This is a genomic window from Roseovarius sp. MBR-51, assembly GCF_053628575.1.
In genome coordinates, this window is the sequence record NZ_JBRJGQ010000001.1 from 244,116 (window position 1) to 268,151 (window position 24,036).

The window sequence follows — 24,036 nt, forward strand, 5'->3', positions numbered from 1 at the left end:
TATGGTGAATCTGCCATGCCGCGCCTGTCAAACCTTTATATGCTGCTCATTTTCTAGCCACCCTGCCTGAATTTCACCAAAATTGTATACAGAACGCGGCAAGCTCGCATTTTCCGCACTGCGGAATCTGGTTTCTGGACTTCGGAACATCATGGTCTGCCCATCTGCAACCGATGGAAAAGGACAGGACTATGGACAGACGCAAGTTTCTGGCGGCCACTGCCGCCGCCCCTCTGGCCGCCCCGAGCATTGCGCGGGCACAGACGAGTTTCGCATGGAAAATGACCAACGCCTATGGTCCCGGTTCCCCCTTTTATGTCGAGGGTCCGGGCAGCCCAAAGGATTTCTGCGACAAGGTTGCCGCGATGTCCGGTGGCCGCATGACCATTCAGCATTTCGCGGCGGGCGAGTTGATTCCGGCGCTCGAAGGCTTTGATGCCGTGCGCGGCGGCGCGATCGAAATGAACGCCGCCAACGCCTATTTCTGGGCCGGAAAACTGCCTGCGGCGCAGTATTTTACCACCGTGCCCTTTGGCATGAACTTTCAGGGCATGACGGCCTGGCTCTATCATGGCGGTGGCATGGCGCTCTGGGATGAGCTTTACGAACCACTTGGCCTCAAGGCGCTGCCGATGGGCAATACCGGCGTGCAGATGACCGGCTGGTTCCGCGAACCGATCGAGAGCGTCGCCGATTTCAAAGACCTCAAGATGCGCATCCCCGGCCTTGCCGGCAAGGTGTATGCCGCGCTGGGTGTCGATGTGAAACTGCTGCCGGGCGGCGAGATTTTCCCGGCGCTGGAACGCGGCGTGATTGATGCGGCGGAATTTGTCGGGCCCTATCAGGATCGTCGCCTCGGATTGCACAACGCGGCCAAATATTACTACACGACCGGCTGGCACGAACCCTCGAACGTCACCGAACTCTTGATCAACAAGGCCGCGTGGGACACGCTGCCCGCCGATCTTCAGGCGATTGTGTCCACCGCTGCGATGGCCTGCAATCTCGAGAGCCATACTTGGTGCGAGGCGAATAATGCCGCCGCCCTCAAGGATCTGGTCGAGAATGAGGGCGTGATCGCCAACACCTTGCCACAGGACGTGGTTGACGAGCTGAAAGCCGTCACGCAGAAGGTGCTGGAGGAAGGTGCCGCCGCCGATCCGGCGACCAAAAAGGTGCATGACGCTTTTATGGCGTTCAAGGCAGAGCATGACAGCTGGGCCTCGGTGTCCGAAAAGCCGCTCTACGCCTTGTGATGCAGGCCGGGATCAAACGCGTTACGGACGGGGCCTCTGGCCTCGTCCGTGTGATCGGACATGTCGCGGCATGGAGCGCGCTGGCGCTGGTGCTGGTCGTCGCCTTCAACGTGCTGGCGCGCTACCTCTTTTCCTATGGCACCGTCGCGCTGCAAGAGGCCGAGTGGCACATCATGGCTGTGAGCGCGCTCTTTGGAATGTCTTATGGCCTCAATCAGGGGGGCGAGGTTCGGGTCGATATCTTCTACGGCACGATGCGTCCTAGGACACAGGCTTTGGTGGATTTCGTCTCTAACATAGCCCTTTTTGCCCTCGCGCTCATCATCGCCTGGCTCTGTATCGCGTATGTGCAATCGAGCTATGCGATCAACGAAGGCTCGCCCGATCCCGGTGGCCTCGGATACCGTTACCTGCTCAAGGCGAGCATGCCCGTGGCCTTTGTGCTCTTGGCGGTGCAGGCGGTCGCGATGACCGGCCATGCCGCGCTCAAACTGATGACCCCCTCCCCAGAAAGACAGGAATAGGCAGGACCGATGCCCTATACAGAAATTCTCGCGCTCTGCATGATCGGCGCGTTCTTTATCCTGTTGCTGATCGGCATGCCGGTGGCCATCTGCCTTGGCGTGACAGGGTTTGTCTTTGGTTACATGGGCTTTGGCTCCATGCTCTTCACGCTGATGCCCGCGCGGATATTTGGGGTGATCACCAATTACACGCTTTTGGCGCTGCCGCTTTTCATCTTCATGGGGATCATGCTTGAAAAATCCCGAATAGCCGAAGACCTGCTGGAGGTGATCGGCTTTGCCATGGGCGGGCTGCGCGGCGGCATGGCGCTGGCCATCATCCTTGTCGGTGTGCTGATGGGGGCGGCGTCGGGGGTGGTTGGCGCGACCGTGGTCACGATGGGGCTGATCGCGCTCGGCCCGGTGATCAAGCGCGGCTATAGCGCCAGCGTGGCCGCAGGTGTCATCTGTGCCTCGGGTACGCTTGGGCAGATCATTCCGCCCAGTCTGGTTCTGATCCTGCTTGCCGATATCATGGGGCAATCCGTGGGTACGCTCTTTGCGGCGGCGCTCTTGCCGGGGCTGATGCTGGCGGGGCTTTTTGTGGGCTATGTCCTCATCCTCGGGTTTCTCTCGCCCAAGACCCTCCCCGCCATCCCACTCGAGGAGCGCGCCGCGATGCTGCGTGGCGAACTTGCGGGCAAACTGCTCAAGGTCGTCTTTCCGCCCATTGCCCTGATCGTGCTGGTCTTGGGCTCGATCATCGGCGGTGTTGCCGCGCCGACCGAAGCGGCCTCCATGGGTGCCTTTGGCTCTATCGTTCTAGCGGCGCTGGCAGGACGGCTCAATCTCTCGATCCTGCGTGACGCGGTGCGCGCGGCGTTTGTCACGTCAGCCATGGTGTTCCTGATCCTGATCTTCGCCCAGCCATTCGGGTTGGCCTTTCGCGGTCTTGGGGGCGAACATCTGGTGCAATCAGCGTTTTCCAGCGTTCCGGGGGGGCTGGAAGGTCAGATCTTTTTCCTGATGCTCTTGCTCTTCGTGCTGGGATTCTTTCTGGAATGGATCGAGATTTCCTATATCGCTTTGCCGCTTTTTTTACCGATTTTCATGCAGTCGGGGGCGGATCTGACCTGGATCGCCATACTGGTGGCGATGAATCTGCAAACCTCGTTTCTCACGCCACCCTTTGGCTGGGCGCTGTTCTTTCTCAAGGGCGTCGCCCCGCCCGAGGTCACGACTTCGGACATCTACAAAGGCGTTCTGCCCTTCATCGGCCTCCAACTGGTCGCACTAAGCCTTGTGTATTTCTCACCGGGGCTGGCCACGTGGCTGCCCCAAGCGATCGGATGGTGACTCATGCTTCATGCAGCCTTGGGATATCACGGCGCGGTGTCCGCACCCCACCGCGCCGCCGCTCTGGCGGGACGCGATGTGCTGCGTGACGGTGGTACGGCGATAGAGGCGATCGTTGCCGCTGCTGCCACGATTGCCGTGGTCTATCCACATATGAACGGCATCGGTGGAGATGGGTTCTGGCTGATCAAGCAACCGGGCAAGACGCCCGTCGGCATCTTTGCGGGCGGACAGGCGGCGGGGCTGGCGACACCGGAGTGGTATGCGGCGCGTGGGAATCATCGTGCGATCCCGACGCGGGGCGGTTTGGCCGCGCTGACCGTTCCCGGCACAATCGGCGGCTGGCAGGCGGCGCTTGGGGTGCAGGAGACAAGGCTGCCGCTCTCGCGCCTCTTGGCCCCTGCGATTGCCTACGCTGAGCGCGGCATTGCTGTCACCGGCAATCAAGCCCGTACCACGGCCGAAAAGCTGGACGGGCTGCGCGACGTTCCGGGCTTTGCCGAGACCTTTCTGATCGGTGGCAAGGTGCCGGAGGCGGGCGCGCATCTGCGCCAATCGGCTCTCGCCCGCACCCTGCGCCACCTGTCAGACGAGGGCCTACGCGCTTATTATGACGGTCCGCTGGCCCGCACCCATTCCGCCTATCTCGAGGCCAACGGCAGCCCGCTGCGCCTTGACGATTTCAGCGCCTATGCTGCCGAGCAGGTGACGCCCCTGACCTTGGAGACTTCGCAGGGGTGGCTTTACAATATGATACCGCCCACGCAGGGGGTTTCATCACTGATGATCCTCGGTCTCTTTGACCGTTTGGGCGTGACAAAGGGCGAAAGCTTTGATCACATCCACGGGCTGATCGAATCCACAAAACAGGCGTTCATCCGGCGCAATGCCGAACTGGGTGACCACACCCATATGGCGACACCGGCGCAGAATTGGCTGACGGGTGCGGCGCTTGACGTGCTGGCGGCGCGGATCGACAGAACCAAGGCCCTGCCCTGGCCTTATGAGCCCAAAGAGGGCGATACGATCTGGATGGGGGCCTGCGACGCCGACGGCACCGTTGTCAGCTTTATCCAATCGGTCTTTTGGGAATTCGGCTCGGGGCTCACATGCCCGGACACGGGCGTCTTCTTTCAGAATCGCGGGGCGGGGTTCTCGCTGGCTTCGGGGCCGAACCAGCTCGCTCCTGGCAAGCGCCCGTTCCACACTCTTAATCCCGCCATGGCCGAATTGCACGACGGGCGGGTCATGGCCTATGGCACGATGGGCGGCGAAGGCCAGCCGCAGACGCAATCCGCCGTCTTCACGCGATACGCGCAGTTTGGGATGGACCTGCAAGCGTCCGTGACCGCCCCCCGTTGGCTCTTGGGCAAGACATGGGGGCAGGACACCACATCGCTGAAACTCGAGGAGCGTTTCGACCCGGATCTGGTTGCGACGTTGCAAAGGGCCGGGCATGAGGTCGAGCTGATCGCACCCTATTCTGATCTTTCCGGCCATGCCGGCGCGGTGGTGCGTCATCCCTCAGGGCTGATCGAGGCCGCCGCCGACCCACGCTCGGACGGGGCCGCCATTACCGATTGAGTCACTCTTGGGTATGTCGCCCACGGCACCGCCTGCGCGGCGATGCCGTTTGCGTCACTTGACCGATTTGCCGGCTATCACAGTGGCGTTCTTGCCATTGTTGGAATTCGCGGTGGCGAGAACCTTGGGCTTTTCTTTCTTGGGTTTCTTTGCCTCGCGGTTGCTCTGGCTTTTTCCTTTGGACATGGGATCGTCTCCTGAATGATCCCGGTCGGGCAATGTGCCGGGCCGGGTCGTGCTCAGGGGATCAGGGGGCCTGACAGGGTCAGGGCGATGAGCCCTCGGGCGCAGCAGGCACGGCGCGATGCCGGTGCTGTACGCAGCAAGATATGCAGGATCCTGCGCCGCGACAAGGGGTGGCTGCGATAGGTCAACCTTGTCCCCAGACGCAAACCCCGCCCCAAACCCGATGATAGGGCCAAGGCCCAAGAAAATCCCGTCCTGCTTTATGTTGAAGCAACCCAAAGGGCATTCTACAACAACGACATGACCGCGGCTATCATGACGCAGCAGCAGCGAAAACTGCCAATAAGCTCTGACGCTTGATTGAGTCTACTGGTGCCGCTGAAGGGACTCGAACCCCCGACCCCATCATTACGAATGACGTGCTCTACCAGCTGAGCTACAGCGGCCCCGGTGGCGGCGCTATAGCATCGCGTATGGCAGGGGAAAAGCCCTATTTTTCGACCTTTACCTCGTCCTCTTGCGCCACGATCTCGGCATCGACGACCGTGCCGTCCATCTCCTTCGCCGCTTCCTTGTGCGGCTCGTCCAGCGCTCCCACGATCAGCGGCAGCATTTCCAGGCCTGTGGGCGTGGCGATCGTGCTGTTCGGCGGCGCACGCCAGCTCAATGTGTCAAAGGAGTTGCAATTTTCGCAGGTGGGGGACCATTCAACATGGATATGCTGGCATTTGTCACAGACCCATTGCGGTCCGCGGGGGGCGGACAAGGCCCTCGCCAACCAGCCCTTGACCACCGCATCGGGCGCGCCTTCGCCCCGCTCGATCGCCGCCATGATCGTCACTGCGCGTGCGTCCGGCTCGACCTCGGCCAAATTGCCCAGCGCGCGGCGCGCCGCCGGGAAGTCCTCGGCAGCAAGGTTGAGTTCCGCCGCCAGCAGCCGCGTCTCGCGGTGATCGGGATGCACTTTCAATAGCTTGGCAAAGCGTTTGAGCCGTTGGTTCGGTGTCTCATTCGGCTCAATCGCGGCAAAGGCCGCGGCCAGATTGGGATGCGGGTGCACCAGCCAGGCCTTGTTGATGACGCGCAGTGCGTTGCGGGTATTGCCTTGGTCAATATAGCCGCGTGCCGCCAGCACGGCCGCCGGGATCAGATCCGGCGAGAGGCGATTGGCCTCGATGGCAGCCTCGCGCGCCTCGATGGTCTTGCCCTCGTCCAGCACATCGCGCGCCTCCGAGAGCGCCAGCACCGCATCGCGCCGCTTGTGCACATCGCGCGGCAGGTTGCCGTATTTCAGCTTGGCATTCAGCGTTTCGCGCGCGCCTTTCCAATCTGACGTCTTGGCCTGCAAGTCGAGCAGGGTATCCTGCACTTCGGCATGGCGTGGCTTGAGCGTAAAGGCGGTCTTGGCCAGTTTCAGCGCGGTCTCGGTATCACCCTCGGCCAGCTTTTGCCGCAGGATGCCGCGCACCCCGACAAAGCGGGTTTTCTCATTGGTCAAAAGGCGCTTGTAGACTTCTTCGGCCTTGCTGCGGTTGCCCGCCATCTCGGCGGCCTGCGCGGTGATCAGATTGGTCAGCGCCGGTTTGCGCAGATATTTCTCGGCCTTGGCAGCCTGCGCCATCGCCACTTCCCCCTCGCCAGAGGCGAGCGCCAGCATCCCCTCGGACAGCGCGCGATATCCCTTGTCCTGACGGCTGCGGTCGAAATAGCGCGACAGCGCGGTTTCATCGCCGTTGATGAACTTGAGCGACGCCACCAAAAGCCCGGTCAGTTTCATCAAGAGCCAGATGGCAAAGACCAGCACACCCAGCGCAATCACCGCCTTGATCGGCGTGAGATTGATCTCGACCCCTGCCATCACGATGCGCACGCCGCCATCCAGTTCGAGCAGGAAACTCGCGCCCAGCGTCACGCCCGCCACGAGGGCAATGAAAACCGCAATCTTGATAATCGACCAAAGCATGGCGCTCGCCTTTTCTAACTCAATTCAATGTTCCGGCCAGAGCCTCTGCGGCGGCCAGCGCCTCTTGGCGGCGTGTGGCCTCGGCAACCCAGTCCTGCATGGTCGCGCGCGCGGCCTCGGGCAGGCTTTCGATCTCGGCCAGTGCATCCGCCAGACGCTCCTCGATCAATGCCGCCTCGGCACGCGAGAGCACCGCGTCGGGATCATCGCCCTCCTGCGGGTTCAGTGACCGGATGCCCAGCTGGCTCTTCAGAAAGCCGCCGACCCCGGCCACCGTATCGCCGCTTTCGGCGCGTGCCGTGGCCAGCGCCGCGCGCGCCGCCTCGGGGAAGCTCTCGACCAGAGCGGCCTGTGTCGGCACGCCAGTGTCTGCCTGATCGGCCAGTACATCGGGCACCTCGGCGCCGGTGTCGCGCAAATCGGTCAGCGCCGGGGCAAAATCGCTGCCGCTGTCCAGCGCGGTCATCACCCGAGTGAGCGCGGCGCGGCGCAGCGTGGCAACTGCGCTGTCGCGCGCAGCGGCCTCTTCCGCATCTGCGGCCCCGCGCAACGCTTCGATTTCCGACGCCTGCGCCGCAAGCGCCGCGCGCAAATCCTCCAACTCTGCCGAAGGAACGCTATCGCCCTGCGCCGCAGGGCGTTCTTCAAGCGCCGAAAGACGACCCTCGAGCTCCGACATCTGCCCTGTAAGCGCTGTCAGCGTTTCACTCAGCCCGCCCATCTCTCCGCTCAGGTCGGGTGGGCTCTCCAGCCCTTGCAACTCGGCGCTCAACGCCGCCAGCCGCTCATTCTGTGCGCTCAGCGCTGCCTCGACACCCTCGTTGGAGTTAGAGAACCACGCGGGTGGCAGCACATAGGGTGCGGCGGCCACGCCCACACCCGCCGCCACGACACCGCCCAACAGCATCGACCAGAATCCACCTTGTCGGACAAACACCTGTTCGGTCTTCACCACGGCGGCATGCTGCGGCTCTGCCTCTTGCGTCCGGGCATAAATGGCGCCCGGTACGTCTGCCCTGGTGTCGCTCTCGAATTCCGCGACCTCAGGCTCGGGGGGCTCTGCGGCATCCGTCAGCCCTTCCGACATCTCGTGATCGTCCGCCGCAGGGTCTGGCGCATCCCACGCGTTGGGATGATCCTCCTCGGTCTCCGCCAAATCTCGCGCGACAGGATCGGTCGGCGCGTCCTCCGTCTCAGGCACCGACGCTGCCTCAGTTACCGGATCGACCGCATCAGACAGCGTGTCCGCTTCGGTCTTGCCCTTTGCAGCTTTCTTCTTATCGGCCACCTTGCGCCACCCTTTCGAATCTCACCATGCGTCCCTGTCAACTTGACCTTACTGCGCTCGTTTTCCACCCTCAAGCCGCTTGGCCGTGCCGACTTGCTCTTGCAGAACCGCAAGGATACCCGGCAGATCCGGCGTTTGCGCAATATCGACCAGCGTCGCCGCACCCTCCGGCACCGCTGCTTCCACCTTGCGGCTTATGGCCGCGATGCACAACCGTGCTGTGATCTGCCCCGCCTGATCAAAGAAAATCCGGGCAGAGCGTGGCGACATCAGAGGCACAATGACAACGCCCTCACCCCTCAACACGTTCCGCGCCTGCGCGCTCAATGTCGCCTCGACCTGATCGTAAACCACGACATCCTGCGCATCATGCCCGGCCACGCCGAGGGCTCTCGCCACATCCGCCGCCACATGCGCCCCGCGCAGATGCAGAAACGGGCCTTGCGTCCCATCCTCCGCGATGCGGGCGAGCAGCGCCGTGGCATCACCTCCGGCAGAGATTGCACGCAATCCATTCGTCCGCGCTGCCTCTGCTGTGGCCTCCCCCACCGCATAGCAGGTAAAATCGCGCCGACGACTCAGGCGGCAGAATCCTTCGACCCCGTGCCGCGAGGTGAAAATCAGCACGCTCACCCCCGACAAGTCCGGCAAAGCCCCGTCGTATTCAATCCGCAAGACGGGCGAGACCACCAAGGCCACGCCGTCGCCCAAGACCTCTTCCAGCCGCTCGGCCATACGACTGGCCTCGGACTCGGGCCGGGTAATCAGGATCGTAACGGTCATGGCCCATCCAGAGTTGTTGCCTGCCTCATTCGGTGTTACCTGCCTTCCACCCGTCACGCAACGCATGGGCATGATGACAAAGCCTTTGATCCTCCTCGGACTTGAGAGCAGCTGCGACGATACCGCCGCCGCTCTACTGCGTATTGGCCCCGGTGGCGTGCCCGAAATCCTGTCTTCGGTGGTGCATGGCCAAACCGCGCTCCATGCCGATTTCGGCGGTGTCGTGCCCGAAATCGCCGCCCGCGCCCATGCCGAGAAACTCGACATTTGCGTGCGCGAGGCGTTGGCGCAGGCGCATCTGACATTGCGCGATGTGCAGGCCGTCGCCGTCACCTCTGGTCCGGGCCTCATTGGCGGGGTGATCGCCGGTGTCATGTGCGCCAAGGGCATTGCGGTGGGCGCGGGCATTCCCTTGATCGGCGTCAATCACCTAGCGGGCCATGCGCTGACCCCGCGTCTCACGCATGGGGTGAGCTATCCCTACCTCATGCTGCTGGTGTCGGGTGGGCATTGCCAGTTCTTGATCGTGCGCGGCGCGGATGATTTCACCCGGCTTGGCGGCACCATCGACGACGCCCCCGGCGAGGCCTTCGACAAGACGGCGCGCCTCTTGGGCCTGCCTCAGCCCGGTGGCCCGCATGTCGAGCGCGAGGCGATCCAAGGTGATACCACTCGTTTCCGCTTTCCCCGGCCGCTTCTGGACCGCCCCGGCTGCGACATGTCCTTTTCGGGGCTCAAAACCGCCCTCCTGCGCGCCCGCGATGGAATCGTGGCCGAGAAATCCGGGCTGACGCGTCAGGACCGCGCCGATCTCTGCGCCGGGTTTCAGGCCGCCGTGCGCGACGTTCTGGCCGAGAAAACCCGCCGCGCTCTGACTGCCTATTTGACAGAGAGGCCAGCCCGGCCGGTCATCGCCGTCGCCGGGGGTGTCGCCGCAAATACAGCCATTCGCGCCGGATTAGAGACTGTTTCCGCCGAACTGGGCGTGGCCTTTGTCGCGCCGCCGCTGGCGCTCTGCACCGACAATGCCGCGATGATCGCCTATGCCGGGGCCGAGCTTTACGCGCTTGGCCACCGCGATGACATGACCCTTGCCGCCCGTCCGCGCTGGCCCTTGGATCACACCAGCCCTGCCATGCTGGGAAGCGGCAAAAAGGGAGCCAAGGCATGATCCTCATCTGTGGCGCAGGCGCATTCGGCACGGCCCTCGCCGTGACATTGGCGCAAAACGGCCCCGTCACCCTCTGGGCGCGCGACGCAGATCACGCGGCAGAGCTGCAGTCCACCCGCCAGAACGCCAGACGCTTGCCAGACATTCCCCTGCCAGACAACGTGACCGTGATCACGGGCCCATTGCCGGGCGGCACATCACCCTGCCTGCTTGCCGTTCCGATGCAGACGCTTGGCGCGTTCCTGTCCGAGCATCACACCGCGTTGGCCATCCGCCCCCTCGTCGCCTGCTGCAAAGGCATGGACCTTGCCACGGGCCTCGGCCCCACTTCGCTCATCGCGCAAGCCTGCCCCGATGCGACGCCCGCCATCCTCACCGGCCCCAGCTTTGCTCGCGACATCGCGCTTGGCTTGCCCACCGCCCTCACGCTGGCCTGTGCCGACGACAGCACCGGCCACTCCCTGCAACGGGCCCTGACCACACCAACCCTAAGGCTCTACCGCACCACTGACACCATCGGCGCAGACCTTGGTGGCGCGCTCAAGAACGTGATCGCCATCGCCTGTGGCGCGGTCATGGGCGCAGGTCTGGGTGAGAGCGCCCGCGCGGCGCTGATGACCCGTGGCTTTGCCGAAATGAACCGCCTCGCACGCGCGCTTGGTGCCGAGCCTCAGACCCTCGCCGGCCTCTCCGGTTTTGGTGATCTGGCGCTGACCTGCACCTCTGCCCAATCCCGTAACTACCGCTATGGCCAGAGCATCGGAGACGGCACAGATTTCGACCCCTCGATCACGGTCGAAGGTGCGGCAACTGCCCGCGCCGTCCTACAGCGCGCCCGGTCCCTTCATCTCGATATGCCCATCACCCATGCCGTCACCACGCTCGTCACAGGCGAATTGCGCGTGACGCAGGCGATGGATATGCTGCTGTCACGCCCATTAAAGGAAGAATGATGCTTATTGCCCTCATAGCCCGCGACAAACCCGGTGCCCTGCAAACCCGCCTCGACACCCGCGAGGCGCATGTCGCCTATCTCAAAGAGACTGGCGTTGTGTCTCAGGCCGGTCCCCTGCTCGATGACGCAGGCCAGATGATCGGCTCGCTCGTGATCCTCGACGTGGCCGATATGCAGGCCGCGCAGGATTGGGCGGCGGGCGACCCCTATGCCAAGGCCGGGCTCTTCGCCAACGTCGAACTGATCCCCTGGAAAAAGGTGATCTGATGCGCTATTGGCTGTTTAAATCCGAACCCTCCACCTGGGGCTGGCAGGACCAGTTGGCCAAGGGCGACGCGGGCGAGGAATGGGACGGTGTGCGCAACTATCAGGCCCGCAATTTCATGCGCGACATGGCGCTTGGGGATCGCGGATTCTTCTATCACAGCCAGACAGAAAAGGCCGTAGTGGGCACCGTTGAGGTGATCGCCACGGCGCATCCCGACAGCAAATCCGACGATCCCCGTTGGGAATGCGTGGACATCAAGGCGATTGAGACGGCCAGGACACCTGTCACGCTCGACACGATCAAATCCGACCCGCGTCTGGCCGAAATGATCCTCGTGAAAAACTCCCGCCTCTCGGTGCAGCCGGTCACCGCCGAGGAATGGCGCATCATCTGCGATATGGCGGGGTTAAAGGCGTAAGAGGGCTGGGTTTGGCCTGTTGCTGACATCCGCCCAATCCCCAAAGCGTGGAATCAAGGCGCGAAGCGCCGCCGCGCAGCGGTCATGCCGAAGGCATGCCTCTGGCATGGTCCGCCCCCTCGGGCGGGCGCTTTTGCACGGTTTCAACACGCTGATAACGCAGAAGAGCTTGGCGGGCATAAAGTGTCAGCCGACTATGGCGCAGCGCCCACCCGGCGGACGGGCACCGCGCGGCTCACCAGGTGGGACCAATGTCAGCCACAGGTCAAATGCTGCAAAACCCAAACGGAGGATGCCAGCAGATGCCGACACCCTCCGTCCCCCACGTGCTCCCTACGCACCACACGTGTAACTTGATCAGGTCTCGGCCATACTGGCCCGAATACATCCACCCTACGCCAAATTCGCGGCCCCGCCAAATGGCGAATGCCGCGCATTCATTTCAATTTAAGGACAGGCCATGCTCAGGCGGCCTTGCTAGGGACTTGCGCCCCCTCGCCTTCGATCAAGGACCGATGCAACGCGGTAATCCCCGCCTCCATATCCTTGGACCCAAGGACAAACTGCACATCCACACTGCGCGGCGTCTGATGCGCGGCAATGACCTCGATGCCAGCTTCTTCCAATGCCGCCAGACCCCGGCTCAGCACCCGCAGACCGCTGAGGTCGCGCCCGATTGGCGACACCACTGACAGCGTTCGCGCCGAAACTTCAGCCGAGGGATAGATTTCTTCCAGATCCTGCGCCACGCGCCGCACCACCTTGAGCGAGGCATGCACATAATGTGTGATCGTGTTGGCGTTGGATGTCTTGGACACGATCCAGACATTATGCCGCTTGAGCGCCTCGAGAATTGCCGCGTCATAGCCTTTGACGCCCACCATATCCTGCTCAAAGAGTTCCAGCGCCACGACTTTCAGCCCGGTCACGATCTCCACGTTCGGGGTATCGGTTGGCTGATCGTCGATCAATGTCCCGGGATCGCCCGGATCAAACGCATTCGTCACCCTTAGCGCGACATCCGCCTGTCGCAGCGTCTTGGCTGCCTTGGGATGGATCGCCTCCATCCCGAGGTTCGAGAGCTGATCGGCAACATCATAATTGGTGTGACCCAGCTTGCGCACGGCACCCTCGCCCACTAGTTTGGGGTCGGCCGAGGACAGGTGGAATTCCTTGTGGATAATCGCCTCTTTCGCCCCCGTATGGGCGGCGATCGTGGCGAAGGTCACCTCGGAATACCCCCGGTCAAACTCGCGCATCAGCCCTTCGGTGCATTGCGCATAGCCTGTGACAATCGGCATCTCGCTGCTCAAATCCACATCCGACAGCCCCGCCGCGATTCGCTCGATCAGGCTATGTTCGCTCTCATCACGCCAGCCGCTCAGGTCGATGAACCGCGCATTCACCCCCGCCCGCTGCAAGAGCAGCGTGGTGACGAATGCCGAATGCGACTCGCCCAGTCCAGACAGCAGTTCCCGAATGACCAGCATGTGATCGCTCAGGCGGAAATGCCCATAGGAGCAAAGTCGTTGCAGATCAAACAGGCACGACCGCGCCCCCTCGATCCGCTCACGGACAAATTCATCCGCCATGCTGCGGTCGCCGGGGTGCTCCAGAATCGCACCATGCGCCTCGCGCATTGCACGCCCCACCTCTGTCAGCGCATCGAGCCAGCCATGGTCGTCATCGTCATTGGCAAAGAGCGCATAGACCCCCGGAGTGCCGGATTTCTTATGCTCCAACAGCTTGTTGGTGATCCCGCCAAAGGCGGAGACCACAAAGATCCGATGATAGAGCGCAGCACCCGTCCGGTCGTCCACAAAGAGCGTGTCGAGCAACTCGCCCACACGGCTCATGGATGTGCCGCCGATCTTCTCGACGGTATGATCTGGAAATGTCATAGTCCCTTATCCGGGCCTCGGCCCGAACCCTTTTGTCAGGCGCTTTCCAGCGCATAAGAGCCATCCGCCTGATGCACTTCCTTGCCGGTCACCGGTGGGTTAAAGCAGCAGGCCATGACCAGTTCTTCTTCGGCACGCAGGATGTGGCGATCATGCTTGTCGAGCGCATACATGACGCCCGGCTTGATCTCATGCGTCTCACCGGTGGCGACATCGGTGATCAAGCCTTTGCCCTGCATGCAATAAACGCTTTCGAAATGGTTCTTGTACTCAAACGTATGTTCCGATCCCGGCTCGAGGAACGTGATGTGGAAGGAAAAGCCCATTCCGTCATCCGCAAGCAGCATCCGCACGCTCGACCAGTTCGCGTCCGACACGACGCGGCTGCGCTCTTCCTCGATGATCTTGTTGAAGTCTCGTACAATCATAGTGTTACTCCGCAGCAAGTTTGTGTGTTTGAGTGACTTCGCGCGCGGCGTCGTAAAGAATATCGAGCCCCTTGCGAAAGGTTGTCTCGGGCACGGTCAACGGGGCCAGAACCTTGACCACCTCATCATGCGCACCCGACGTCTCGATGATAAGCCCCTTTTCAAAGGCGCGGGCACAAATCGCAGAGGCCAGTTCGCCGTGGCCAACATCGACCCCCTGCATCATGCCCCGTCCCTTGAGGCGCGCGCCGGGGATCGCATCCGCGATCCGCTCCAGCCCATCGCGGAGAATCTCGGCTTTAGCGGCGATAGACTTCTGGAACGCATCGTCTCTCCAGAACTTCTCCAGTGCCACGCGCGCGGTGACAAACGCATGGGTATTTCCCCGGAATGTGCCGTTATGTTCGGCTGGTCCCCAGATATCATGCTCCGGCTTGATCAAGAGCGCCGCAAAGGGCAGGCCCATGCCGGAAAAGCTCTTGGCCATCGGAATGAGATCGGGCTCGATCCCCATCTTCTCAAAGCTGAAGAACGTTCCTGTGCGCCCGCATCCCGCCTGAATGTCATCGGCTATCAACAGCGCGCCATACTCTTTCGCAAGCCGCGCAATGCCCTGCATGAACGCGGTCGACGCTGCATTGAGCCCGCCTTCGCCCTGCACCGGCTCGATGATGAACGCCGCAGGCGCATCGACACCGCTTGACGGGTTGCTCAGCATTTCCTCAATGATCCTGAGGCTGTCCACGTCTGGCCCGAACGCGTCCTCGTAAGGCATGTGCGCCACATCGCTGAACGACACTGCCCCCGCGCCCGCGCGCTTGCCCGCATTGCCGGTGGCCGCTAGGGCGCCCATGGTCATGCCGTGAAAGCCGTTGGTAAAGGCGATGATATTGCGCCGCCCCGTGACCTTGCGCGCCAGCTTCATCGCGGCCTCAACCGCGTTGGTGCCGGTCGGGCCGGTCATCATCACCTTATAATCCATCCCGCGCGGCGTCAGGATGATATCCTCGAACGCCCGAAGAAAATCCGCTTTGGCATCAGAGTGCATATCCAGGCCATGCGTGATCCCATCGGCGGTGATATGCGCGATCAACGCGGATTGCATATCGGGGTCATTGTGCCCGTAGTTGAGCGAAGAACAGCCCGCCAGAAAGTCGATATAGGTCCGACCCTCGGAATCGGTCAACTTCGCCCCCTTCGCCTTGACGAAAGACTTGGGAAAGCTGCGGCAATAGCTGCGCGCTTGGCTTTCACGGCGTTCAAAAATAGCAAGATCGGCTGACTGTTCAGTCGGCATGACGTGTTCCTTCATGTGATTGGGGGCGAGGGCGGGCAGGGGGCCTGTGATCAGGCCGCCTTCTTCATCCGCTCTTTCATGGCAATTGTGACCATGTATTCGGTGTCGTGCAGATTGTTGAAATGCAGCGACTTGGAGAAATACGGCGTGCTCGACAGCTCACCATCGTTGAGATCGGTAAACTTGCGGAACAGCGCCCAGCTTGCACCGTTGTCGCGCGTGATTGTGGTCTGCACCCGGCTCACGCCTTTGCAGTTCTCGCGCGATAGAAGGCCACGCAGCATCAACGTGCCAAGCCCGGTGCCCCGCGCCTTCTCCGACACGGCAACCTGCCAGACAAACAGCGTCTCGGGGTCATCCGGCAGGATATAGGCCGACACCCAGCCAACGATGTCACCGTTCAGCTCGGCCACAATGCAGGTGTCACGGAAATGATCGCATTGGATCAGGTTGCAATACATCGAATTTTCATCGAGCGGCTTGCAGGCCTGAATCAGCTCCCAAATCGCTGCGCCATCCTCTGACGAGGGCTTGCGCAGGGTTGGCATGGCTTTCCGAAACATTTCCATTGCATGTCGCATGGGTGCGTGACCTCTCTATTTGCTTCGTCTAACTAAATATATCATTGAGGCTTAGAAATCAACCTTCGGAGCTAATTTAACGTCCTAAGCGCGCTTTTATCAAGAAATCCCTTATTTTTCTGCGTAGAACGCCCTATATATTTAATTAGCAAACTAAACAAGTTTTCTTAGGAGGAATGAAATTGCAATTGAGCGACAGCTTTGCAACCATTACAGCCATCACAAGAGGGGCCCGAATGGACCGCACAGACCAAAGCCTGATCGCCCTGCGTCGCATCTTGCGCGCGACCGAAATCTATGGGCGCAAACTTGCCACCGCTGCCGGGCTGACAGCGGTGCAATTCCGTGTGCTTCAGATCGTTGCGGACCGAACCAGTTGCACCGCAACGCAGATTGCTCAGCAGATGCGCGTGTCTCAGGCGACCATCACGGCCTTGGTGGATAAATTGGTGAAACACGGCGTGGTCACACGCGAAAAGTCTCAGACTGATCGCCGCCAGACCAATATCGTAATCACAGAGGCCGGGCGCGATACCATCCGGCGCGCCCCCGACGCCCTGCAACAGCGCTATGTGCGCAAGTTCGAGGCGCTCGAGGATTGGGAGCAGGCGCAGCTTGTGGCATCGCTCGAACGGGTCGCCACCCTGCTCGATGCCGAGGATATCGACGCGGCCCCGGTGCTCGATACCAGCGACTTTCGCAACCATTCCTGAACGACAAACAAAAACACCCACCAAATCGGCGGGCGCTTCTGTCAATGATGGGTCAAGGTCTCAGCGATAGACCGATTCTTTGCCGAAATGCTTGGTCAGCATGTAGTAAACGACCGCGCGATATTTGTTGCGTTCGGATTTGCCATAGGTCTCGATCACCTGATTGATCGCATCAATCAGCGCAGGGCTATCCGCCAACCCGAGTTTCTTGACGAGGAAATTCGTCTTGACCGTCTCCAATTCCGCCGGCTGGCCACCCGCGACCGTCGAGGAATCTGCGTTGTAAATCGCCGGACCACAACCAATCGTCACCTTGGTCAGCAGGTCCATATCCGGTTCCATCCCGCATTTATTTCGCAGATCATCCGCGTATTTCGCGATCAGGTCGTCACGCTTTCCCATCAATTCTCTCCCTATTTTCCCGGCAACCGGCCGGCTTTTCGTTATACCCAGCCCCACAAATGACGCTTTGGGCACGATAGCCGGGGATTTTTCCCGGACAAAGGGAAATTTTCCGCAATGCTCCCCTTGGGCGAAAACCCATAGACATCGCGCCTTGCCGTTGGGGAGGGGCTAGTTCAGCACCACACCCTGCTTTCGACCGTGATCGGTTTTCTGGTCGAACTTGATGTCGATGGCGTTGTATTTCTTGAGGATCGCATCCCCGCCCACACAGCCCGCGCGTTCGATTTCTTCGGCGGCGGCAATGCCATGGCGCCCATGCTGCCGTTCATGATCGGTCAATGCGACCAGCATGGTGCCGAATTTCTTGCGCACATCCGCGGGCATCTTGGCGGGGTTCTTGTGCTTTGGAAAGGTAATATCGACGGTGACGCTCAATTTGCAGTCGCCGGTCCATTTTACATACCATCCGGTATAGGCCCAATATCCCTTCGGGCCTTTCTGATCCATTTCCCGTGCCAGCCCTTCAAGAGAGGTGGCCAAAACCGTGTAGGTCTTGATGGTTTCGGTGACTTTGGGCTTGGCCTGCGCCGTAGTCGTGCCGATGAGCACAAGTGTCAGGCCGAGGGCCAGGACACCGAGATCAAAAATACGTTCTTTCAACATCGGTGTCCTGTCCCATAGCCGGTCGGATCAGTAGCGGTAATGCTCAGGCTTGAACGGACCTTCCGGGCTGACCCCGATGTAATCCGCCTGATCGACGCGCAGTTGAGTCAATTTGACCCCAATGCGGTCCAGATGCAAACGCGCGACTTTCTCGTCAAGGTGTTTCGGCAGAACATAGACTTCGTTGCCGTATTGCCCGCCCTTGGTCCAAAGCTCGATCTGCGCCAACACCTGATTGGTGAAGGAGGCAGACATCACGAACGACGGGTGGCCGGTCGCATTGCCGAGATTCAAGAGACGCCCTTCCGACAGAAGGATGATCCGGTTGCCCGTGGGCATCTCGATCATGTCCACCTGTTCCTTGATATTGGTCCATTTATGGTTCTTCAGGCTCGCCACCTGAATTTCATTGTCGAAATGGCCGATATTGCCAACGATCGCCATATCCTTCATCGCGCGCATATGCTCGATGCGGATCACGTCCTTGTTGCCGGTGGTGGTGATAAAGATATCGGCGCTCCCGACCACATCTTCCAGCACGACCACTTCAAACCCGTCCATCGCCGCCTGAAGCGCGCAGATCGGATCGACTTCGGTCACTTTGACGCGCGCCCCGGCCCCGCTCAGGCTGGCCGCGGATCCTTTGCCCACATCGCCATAGCCGCAGACGACGGCAACCTTGCCAGCCATCATCGTGTCGGTGGCGCGGCGGATACCGTCCACAAGGCTCTCTTTACAGCCGTATTTGTTGTCAAACTTCGATTTGGTCACAGAGTCGTTGACGTTGATCGCCGGGAAGGGAAGCTGTCCCTTCTTGTGCAGGTCATAGAGACGATGCACGCCGGTGGTGGTTTCCTCGGACACGCCCTTGATCTGGTCGCGCACCTTTGTGAACCAACCGGGGCTGGCCTTCATCCGCTTGGCGATTTGCGCTTTGATCACTTCTTCCTCTTCCGAGGCGGGAACCGGAATGATGTCTTCGCCCGCTTCGGCGCGCGCGCCAAGCAGGACATAGAGCGTTGCATCGCCGCCATCGTCGAGGATCATGTTCGGGCCGTCTTCGAACATGAAGGATTTGTCGAGATAATCCCAATGCTCCTCAAGGCTCTGCCCCTTGATCGCGAAAACCGGGGTTCCCCCAGCAGCAATCGCCGCCGCGGCGTGATCCTGCGTGGAAAAGATGTTGCAGGACGCCCAACGGACATCTGCGCCCAGATCCACCAGCGTTTCGATCAGCACAGCCGTTTGAATGGTCATGTGCAGGCTTCCGACGATCCGGGCGCCCTTGAGCGGCTTGGCCTCGCCATATTCCTTGCGCAGGGCCATCAGGCCCGGCATTTCGGTTTCCGCAATGTCCAGTTCCTTGCGCCCGTATGCCGCGAGGTTGATGTCCTTGACGATATAATCTTTTGCCATCTGAAGTGGCTCCTTGCATGACGATTTTGCAAGGCAGATAGCACTCACCCCCACTTTGGGCAATGCGCGATTAGCCCTCCACCCCATCCGGATAGCGCGACAGGACATCGCCCCAACCCCGTGCACGAAAGCTGCAACACAAAAGCGTCGTTGCCCGATGTTTAGGGTTTGCGCCCAGAGCGGCCTTTGCCTACCTCTGTCGCCATGACACCGCCGCATCGCCTCACCTTCTCCAGCCCCGCCGCGCGGCTGCAATACATCCTCTTGATGGGGCTCTTTCGCCTCGCCGTCACGCGCGGGCTCTATGGACGGTTTGCGCGTGGGCTTGGGCTGCTCTTTGATCCCGAGAACGCGGTGATCCTGCAGGACGGGGATGCCGCGCCGTACCGCATTGCGCTCAATGACGGATATTGGACCCGCTTCGCCCTCTACCTGGCCCCCTATGAGCCCGAGGTTGCTTCGGTGCTGCATGCCGCCACCGGGGCAACGTCGCTCTTTTGCGACCTTGGGGCCAATATGGGCTATTGGACCACCCGAGCCGCACCGCTCTTTGAGCAGGTCATCGCGGTCGAGGCGTCTGCGCTGACATTCGAGCGTTTGCGGGGCAATGCCGCCGCGCTGCCGGGCGTCACGCTTCACCGCGCGGCGATTCATGCGCGGTCAGGTCAGGTGCTGACCTTTGTGAACACGCATCTCAGCCATGCCTCTGCACGGCTGATGGGCGATCTGCCTGCTGGTGCGCAGGACGGAACCGAGACCGTGACCACGCTTGCGATAGACGATCTTGTCCCCCCCGGCACCGCCGCGCTGATCAAGCTTGATGTCGAAGGGGCCGAGATAGATGCCATCACAGGTGCGGCCCGCGCTCTGAGCGAAGGCTCTGTGCTGATTTACGAGGATCACGGCAATGATCCGGACTGCACGGTGAGCGCGCATTTGTTGGCGCAACCGGGTTTCAGTCTCTATTCCAGCCAGAATGGCCTGATTGCGATGCCCGACATTGCCACGATCCGGGCGCTCAAGAGTGATCCGTTCAAAGGCTACAATTTTGTTGCTGCGCGCGCCGACTCGTCTCTTCTGGCCGGGATTGTGCAGGGCTTTGCAAAATCGACCAAGCCGCGCTAGGCAGGATCGTCGAAGTTTCTTGGAGGTCGCATGCCCAAACCCCGCGCCTGGCAAAAAATGCTCTCGGGTCGCAGACTCGATCTTCTTGATCCTACGCCCGTCGATATCGAGATCGAGGATATTGCTCACGGGCTCAGCTTTGTCGCGCGATGGAACGGGCAGACTCTTGGTGATTTCGCCTATTCCGTGGCCGAGCACTCTTTGCTGGTCGAAAGGCTCTATTCCCGCCTGATTCCCTCCACACCCGCCAAATGGCAGCTTGCGGCGCTCTTGCATGACGCCCCGGAATACGTGATCGGTGACATGATTTCCCCGGTCAAGAACGCTGTCGGGCCGGGCTATGACGACCTCGACAAACGCCTTGCGGCGGCCATTCACATCCGTTTCGGTCTTCCCGCCTCGATCCCACCCGCGATCAAAAAGCAGATCAAGCAGGCCGATAAAATCAGTGCCTGGATGGAAGCCACTGAAATCGCGGGCTTTACCGTGGCGGAGGCTGATCGTTTCTTTGGCAAACCTGATCCTGCGCTCATGCAGGGGCTCAGTATCACGCTCCGCCCCCCGGTCGAGACCCGACAAGACTATACCGCACGGTATCAGGCGCTTCTCGCTCAGATCGGCTAGACCCAACCGCCGCGCGACATGAGGCCCATCGCCTCCAACTGCCGCCAGCCGGTCAACTGTGTTGACCCCTCGCACCACAGGTCAGGATCAGCCTGCAAGGCGTCATAATAGCCATGATAGAGACTACTATTGGCAAAATGCTCCTGTCTCGCCTGTTCTTCTGCGGCGCGCTCGACCGCAGTGTTCAGAAACTTGCTGTGCAAGAGAATGCCCGAAGTCATCTCGCCGCCTGTGCTGTCATAGACATGATTCAATTGCCGGGGCAGCAGAGAATGCGCGGAACTCACATAGGTATAGCGCCGGTCCCACTTTACCAGCGGCACCTTGCCCATGGTCGGCGCACGGGCAGGGTCATCGCCAAAGAACATTCGCGCACGCGGTCCTCCCTGTATCCACAGATTTTGCAAATCCGCCTTGCGCTTCATGGAATAATTGCCTGCATCGAACCAGCACAGCGTCTCAAACGGGTCTAACCCGGCCTGATAGTGATAGTCTGACAGTCGTCCTTGCGGATACATATCCAGCATAAGGGTGCCAAAGGACCGCAGTTTCTGATCCTCCAGCCACGCGCAGAGCGCGGGCAGGGGCCGTGTGTCGTGATAGGGATAAATCAGACATTCATCAGCATCGAGTGTCAGGCACCAATGCCCATGCCCATACCGCATTTGCAACCAGGTCAGCCAATCAACCCCAAATCTTGAGAGTTTATAGCTCCTTGGCGTCGTCCAGAGCGAAACATCGGCCTGCGCGGCCAAATACTCGCGCGTGCCGTCGTCGCTTGCGTTCTCGACGATCAGGAAATGCCGTATCCCCAATCGCCGGTGATGCTCCAGAAAGTAAGGCAGACGCAGCGCCTCATTGCGCATCGTGCTGAAGCAAAGGATATCACCGGGTTTGATGTGCGCTGTTTCGTCTCTAACACAGCGCAATTGATGTCTTTTGCGAAAGCTGCGCCAGAGCAAGCGTCGCCGCCTCCATCGCAGGCGATAGGCCATCGCCAGATCGCTGATCCTTTCACCTCTGCCCATGCGGACTCCGTGATCCCCCAATAGGCAAAGTCAGCGCTATTTGTCGTAATGTCCAGTCTGATGCCAGCGCCACGCGTCGCCGATCATCTGAGGCAGGGTCGAACGCGTCGGCTCCCAGCCCAATTCCGCCACCGCGCGGGTCGACCCCGACACCAGCCGCGTGCAATCGCCGGGCCGCCGTGGCCCCTCGACGATCGGCACAGCCCGGTTCGTCACCGCCGCCGATTGATCCGTGACCTCACGCACCGAAAACCCTGTGCCAGTCCCGAGATTGAAAACACGGCTTTCTTTGCTATTTTCGAGCCAATTCAGGCCCAAAACATGCGCATCAACCAGATCGCAGACATGTACATAATCCCGGACGCAGGTGCCATCAGGCGTATCGTAATCGGTGCCAAAGATCGTCAGGGCATCGCGTTTACCGTCAATCGCATCCAGTATCAGCGGTATGAGATGGGTTTCGGGCTGGTGAAATTCGCCAACCTGCGCCTCTGGATCGGCCCCTGCCACATTGAAATAGCGAAAGATCACATGGCGCAGGCCATAGGCCGCCTCGAAATCGCGCAACATATCCTCGATCGCGCGCTTGCTCGCCCCGTAGGCATTGATCGGAAACTGCACGCAGGTTTCATCCAGTACCACATTGTCCTGATCGCCATAGGTCGCGCAGGTGGACGAAAACACGAGATCGAGACAGCCCGCCGCGACCGCCGCCTGCATGAGACTGAGGGACCCGGCGACGTTATTGTGCCAGTATAGACCCGGATTCTGCATGCTCTCGCCCACTTGGCTGAGCGCCGCGAAATGCATCACGGCAACGGGCCGATAGGCGGCAAACACCTGATCCAGACGCGCGCGGTCCGTCAGATCGCCCTGCTCGAAGGGGCCGAACTTTACAGCATCCTGCCAGCCTGTGCTGAGATTGTCATAGGTGATGGGTGTGTATCCCGCCGCGGCCAATGCCTTGCAGGCATGACTGCCGATATAGCCTGCGCCGCCCGTGACCAGTATGTGCGTCACCGCAGTCTCCCTTGCGGTTTGTTACTGAGCGGCTTTTTCGGAATGCACGACATCCGAAATGTAATTCCAAAGTTCGTCGCGCAGGTCGTCTCGCGCCAATGCAAAGGCCACCGTCGCCTGCAAAAACCCTGCTTTAGAGCCACAATCGAACCGCTGACCCTGAAAGCGAAAGCCGTAAACCTCTTCGCCATCCTCGCGGGCGGCGTCGATTGCATCGGTCAGTTGGATCTCGCCACCTGCGCCGGCCTGTTTGCGGTTCAGTTTCTGCAACACCGTGGGTGTGAGGATATAGCGGCCGATCACCGCGAGATTTGACGGTGCCGTGCCCGAAGCAGGTTTCTCCACCATGCCTTTGGTCGACACGATGCTCCCCATGTCCTCTTTGATATCGAGAATACCGTAAGAACTTGTCATTGAATCCGGCACTTCCATCGCCGCCACGATATTGCCCTGCGTTTCCTCAAAGGCTTCGACCATCTGGGCAAGGCAGGGTTTCTCTGCCGCGATCACGTCATCCGGCAGGATTACAGCAAATGGCTCATTCGAGATCAGCCGCCGCGCGCACCACACCGCGTGGCCCAGACCCAGCGGCTTGTGCTGGCGCATATAGGCCACTTCGCCGCTGTCCATATTGGTGGATTTGAGGATTTCAAGCAGATCATCCTTGCCCTTGCGGCGCAATTCCGCCTCAAGTTGCGGGGCATAGTCGAAATAATCCTCCAAGGCACCCTTGCCGCGCGAGGTGATAAAGATGAATTCCTTGATCCCGGCGGCGCGCGCCTCGTCGATGGCGTATTGCACAAGCGGGCGGTCTACGAGCGTCATGATTTCTTTGGGCACAGACTTGGTGGCCGGAAGGAACCGTGTTCCTAGTCCGGCGACCGGGAAAATTGCCTTAGTAACCTTCGTACGCATCGCCTGCTCCTAACTCGTTTTTTCGCACAGTCTACACACCAGCAAACACGATTGCATCGTGTTAAGGGGAAAATTCGCGAATTGTTATGAAATTGCAGATTCCCACCGACGCGGCAAGGATAATGCGCGCAGACTGCTGCATGTGTCAGCTTTCCGGCAGAATTCCACCGACGCCAACGGCCCGGTCCG

The 24,036-nt window shown here is 60.6% G+C and carries 25 protein-coding genes and 1 tRNA gene; 11 read left to right on the plus strand and 15 right to left on the minus strand.

From position 1 onward, the window contains the following. The first annotated feature begins 191 nt into the window (after positions 1-191). The 4 genes from ACSSVY_RS01185 to ACSSVY_RS01200 are packed head-to-tail and all read left to right on the plus strand — an operon-like array spanning position 192 to position 4,699. A complete protein-coding gene (locus ACSSVY_RS01185) occupies positions 192-1,256 on the plus strand; it encodes a TRAP transporter substrate-binding protein (RefSeq protein ID WP_454267540.1) in 1,065 nt (354 codons plus the stop codon). Further along, positions 1,256-1,780 carry a TRAP transporter small permease subunit gene (locus ACSSVY_RS01190; RefSeq protein WP_454267541.1) on the plus strand — a complete coding sequence of 175 codons (525 nt, stop codon included), beginning with the start codon at positions 1,256-1,258 and terminating at the stop codon, positions 1,778-1,780. The genes ACSSVY_RS01185 and ACSSVY_RS01190 overlap by 1 nt, the downstream gene beginning before the upstream one ends. A gap of 9 nt (positions 1,781-1,789) precedes the next feature. Then, positions 1,790-3,115 (plus strand): TRAP transporter large permease, encoded by a 1,326-nt coding sequence (locus tag ACSSVY_RS01195; RefSeq protein WP_454267542.1) that lies wholly within the window; start codon positions 1,790-1,792, stop codon positions 3,113-3,115. A gap of 3 nt (positions 3,116-3,118) precedes the next feature. Then, positions 3,119-4,699: a gamma-glutamyltransferase family protein gene (locus ACSSVY_RS01200; protein ID WP_454267543.1), complete on the plus strand. Its 1,581-nt coding sequence runs from the start codon at positions 3,119-3,121 to the stop codon at positions 4,697-4,699. A gap of 54 nt (positions 4,700-4,753) precedes the next feature. Here ACSSVY_RS01200 and ACSSVY_RS01205 read toward each other — a convergent pair whose 3' ends face one another. The 5 genes from ACSSVY_RS01205 to ACSSVY_RS01225 form a co-directional block, all read right to left on the minus strand. Beyond that, entirely contained in the window at positions 4,754-4,885 is a 132-nt protein-coding gene (locus tag ACSSVY_RS01205) for a hypothetical protein (RefSeq protein ID WP_009817005.1), read from the minus strand. Positions 4,886-5,255: 370 nt separating this feature from the next. Beyond that, positions 5,256-5,331 (minus strand) — tRNA-Thr (locus ACSSVY_RS01210). A 44-nt stretch (positions 5,332-5,375) separates the two neighbouring features. Then, complete coding sequence (locus tag ACSSVY_RS01215) at positions 5,376-6,848, minus strand: heme biosynthesis HemY N-terminal domain-containing protein (protein WP_454267544.1); 1,473 nt, start codon at positions 6,846-6,848, stop codon at positions 5,376-5,378. 19 nt (positions 6,849-6,867) lie between these two features. Then, positions 6,868-8,136, minus strand: coding sequence for a COG4223 family protein (locus ACSSVY_RS01220; protein WP_454267545.1), 1,269 nt, complete (start codon positions 8,134-8,136; stop codon positions 6,868-6,870). 48 nt (positions 8,137-8,184) lie between these two features. Next, positions 8,185-8,919, minus strand: a complete 735-nt coding sequence (locus ACSSVY_RS01225; RefSeq protein WP_454267546.1) for a uroporphyrinogen-III synthase — start codon at positions 8,917-8,919, stop codon at positions 8,185-8,187. A 73-nt stretch (positions 8,920-8,992) separates the two neighbouring features. Here ACSSVY_RS01225 and tsaD point away from each other — a divergent pair, with 73 nt between their 5' ends. The 4 genes from tsaD to ACSSVY_RS01245 are packed head-to-tail and all read left to right on the plus strand — an operon-like array spanning position 8,993 to position 11,731. Beyond that, a complete protein-coding gene (tsaD, locus tag ACSSVY_RS01230; RefSeq protein ID WP_454267824.1) occupies positions 8,993-10,090 on the plus strand; it encodes a tRNA (adenosine(37)-N6)-threonylcarbamoyltransferase complex transferase subunit TsaD in 1,098 nt (365 codons plus the stop codon). Continuing rightward, positions 10,087-11,043 carry an NAD(P)H-dependent glycerol-3-phosphate dehydrogenase gene (locus ACSSVY_RS01235; RefSeq protein ID WP_454267547.1) on the plus strand — a complete coding sequence of 319 codons (957 nt, stop codon included), beginning with the start codon at positions 10,087-10,089 and terminating at the stop codon, positions 11,041-11,043. The genes tsaD and ACSSVY_RS01235 overlap by 4 nt, the downstream gene beginning before the upstream one ends. Further along, complete coding sequence (locus tag ACSSVY_RS01240) at positions 11,043-11,312, plus strand: YciI family protein (protein ID WP_454267825.1); 270 nt, start codon at positions 11,043-11,045, stop codon at positions 11,310-11,312. Before ACSSVY_RS01235 ends, ACSSVY_RS01240 begins: the two co-directional genes overlap by 1 nt. Continuing rightward, positions 11,312-11,731, plus strand: a complete 420-nt coding sequence (locus tag ACSSVY_RS01245) for an EVE domain-containing protein (RefSeq protein WP_454267548.1) — start codon at positions 11,312-11,314, stop codon at positions 11,729-11,731. The genes ACSSVY_RS01240 and ACSSVY_RS01245 overlap by 1 nt, the downstream gene beginning before the upstream one ends. 464 nt (positions 11,732-12,195) lie before the next feature. Here ACSSVY_RS01245 and ACSSVY_RS01250 read toward each other — a convergent pair whose 3' ends face one another. The 4 genes from ACSSVY_RS01250 to ectA are packed head-to-tail and all read right to left on the minus strand — an operon-like array spanning position 12,196 to position 15,926. After that, positions 12,196-13,632 carry an aspartate kinase gene (locus ACSSVY_RS01250; protein WP_454267549.1) on the minus strand — a complete coding sequence of 479 codons (1,437 nt, stop codon included), beginning with the start codon at positions 13,630-13,632 and terminating at the stop codon, positions 12,196-12,198. 35 nt (positions 13,633-13,667) lie between these two features. Beyond that, positions 13,668-14,060 carry an ectoine synthase gene (locus ACSSVY_RS01255; RefSeq protein ID WP_454267550.1) on the minus strand — a complete coding sequence of 131 codons (393 nt, stop codon included), beginning with the start codon at positions 14,058-14,060 and terminating at the stop codon, positions 13,668-13,670. 4 nt (positions 14,061-14,064) lie between these two features. Beyond that, complete coding sequence (gene ectB / locus ACSSVY_RS01260; protein ID WP_454267551.1) at positions 14,065-15,357, minus strand: diaminobutyrate--2-oxoglutarate transaminase; 1,293 nt, start codon at positions 15,355-15,357, stop codon at positions 14,065-14,067. A gap of 50 nt (positions 15,358-15,407) precedes the next feature. After that, entirely contained in the window at positions 15,408-15,926 is a 519-nt protein-coding gene (gene ectA / locus ACSSVY_RS01265; protein ID WP_454267827.1) for a diaminobutyrate acetyltransferase, read from the minus strand. Between the two features lie 248 nt (positions 15,927-16,174). On the opposite strand from ectA, the gene ACSSVY_RS01270 reads away from it, so the two are divergent. Then, on the plus strand, positions 16,175-16,651 hold the full coding sequence (locus ACSSVY_RS01270; protein ID WP_040651205.1) for a MarR family winged helix-turn-helix transcriptional regulator: 477 nt from the start codon (positions 16,175-16,177) through the stop codon (positions 16,649-16,651). Positions 16,652-16,711: 60 nt separating this feature from the next. Here ACSSVY_RS01270 and ACSSVY_RS01275 read toward each other — a convergent pair whose 3' ends face one another. From ACSSVY_RS01275 to ahcY, 3 genes are all read right to left on the minus strand, one after another. After that, on the minus strand, positions 16,712-17,053 hold the full coding sequence (locus ACSSVY_RS01275; RefSeq protein ID WP_454267552.1) for a DUF2853 family protein: 342 nt from the start codon (positions 17,051-17,053) through the stop codon (positions 16,712-16,714). 171 nt (positions 17,054-17,224) lie between these two features. Beyond that, entirely contained in the window at positions 17,225-17,719 is a 495-nt protein-coding gene (locus ACSSVY_RS01280) for a DUF922 domain-containing protein (RefSeq protein WP_454267553.1), read from the minus strand. Between the two features lie 27 nt (positions 17,720-17,746). Further along, positions 17,747-19,135: an adenosylhomocysteinase gene (gene ahcY / locus ACSSVY_RS01285; protein ID WP_454267554.1), complete on the minus strand. Its 1,389-nt coding sequence runs from the start codon at positions 19,133-19,135 to the stop codon at positions 17,747-17,749. A 204-nt stretch (positions 19,136-19,339) separates the two neighbouring features. Here ahcY and ACSSVY_RS01290 point away from each other — a divergent pair, with 204 nt between their 5' ends. Together ACSSVY_RS01290 and ACSSVY_RS01295 are read left to right on the plus strand one after the other, a co-directional pair. Then, entirely contained in the window at positions 19,340-20,260 is a 921-nt protein-coding gene (locus ACSSVY_RS01290) for an FkbM family methyltransferase (RefSeq protein ID WP_454267555.1), read from the plus strand. Between the two features lie 30 nt (positions 20,261-20,290). Then, entirely contained in the window at positions 20,291-20,884 is a 594-nt protein-coding gene (locus tag ACSSVY_RS01295; RefSeq protein ID WP_454267556.1) for a hypothetical protein, read from the plus strand. Here ACSSVY_RS01295 and ACSSVY_RS01300 read toward each other — a convergent pair. From ACSSVY_RS01300 to ACSSVY_RS01310, 3 genes are read right to left on the minus strand one after another with little or no spacing between them, the layout of a single operon-like run. Next, entirely contained in the window at positions 20,881-21,912 is a 1,032-nt protein-coding gene (locus ACSSVY_RS01300) for a glycosyltransferase family 2 protein (protein WP_454267557.1), read from the minus strand. The genes ACSSVY_RS01295 and ACSSVY_RS01300 overlap by 4 nt on opposite strands. A 36-nt stretch (positions 21,913-21,948) precedes the next feature. Next, positions 21,949-22,932 carry a UDP-glucose 4-epimerase GalE gene (gene galE, locus ACSSVY_RS01305; RefSeq protein WP_454267558.1) on the minus strand — a complete coding sequence of 328 codons (984 nt, stop codon included), beginning with the start codon at positions 22,930-22,932 and terminating at the stop codon, positions 21,949-21,951. A gap of 21 nt (positions 22,933-22,953) precedes the next feature. Further along, a complete protein-coding gene (locus ACSSVY_RS01310) occupies positions 22,954-23,847 on the minus strand; it encodes a UTP--glucose-1-phosphate uridylyltransferase (protein WP_454267559.1) in 894 nt (297 codons plus the stop codon). Positions 23,848-24,036: the final 189 nt, after the last annotated feature.